The following is a 373-nucleotide window of genomic DNA, read 5'->3' on the forward strand; positions in this document are numbered from 1 at the left end:
ATAAACGCATTAAAACATTGTCAGCAAAATAAAGGTTTAGAGATTTATGCGTATTGTATTATGAGTAGTCATATTCATTTGTTATGTAAAGCAATAAATGGTTTTATATTATCTGATGTGATGCGTGATTTTAAAAAATATACTTCAAAGAAGATAGTTCAAACTATTAGTGAAGAACCAGAGAGTAGAAGAGAATGGATGTTAAGACATTTTCAAAAAGCATGTATTCATCTCAAGAGAGAACAAGAATATAAAGTTTGGCAAGATGGCTATCATGCAGAAATTGTTGAGACGAACTGGTTTATAAAGCAAAAGATAAATTACATCCACAATAATCCTGTGAAAGAAAAAATCGTCACTTTGCCTGAAGATT

General features: G+C 29.8%; 1 protein-coding gene. It reads left to right on the forward strand.

Annotated features, from left to right (window positions below; translation table 11 throughout):
- Positions 1-373: transposase (locus A3SG_RS0118620; RefSeq protein ID WP_016991472.1), on the forward strand; the 373-nt coding region annotated here is incomplete at both ends.

The organism is Flavobacterium sp. ACAM 123, assembly GCF_000264055.1.
Lineage (GTDB): Bacteria > Bacteroidota > Bacteroidia > Flavobacteriales > Flavobacteriaceae > Flavobacterium.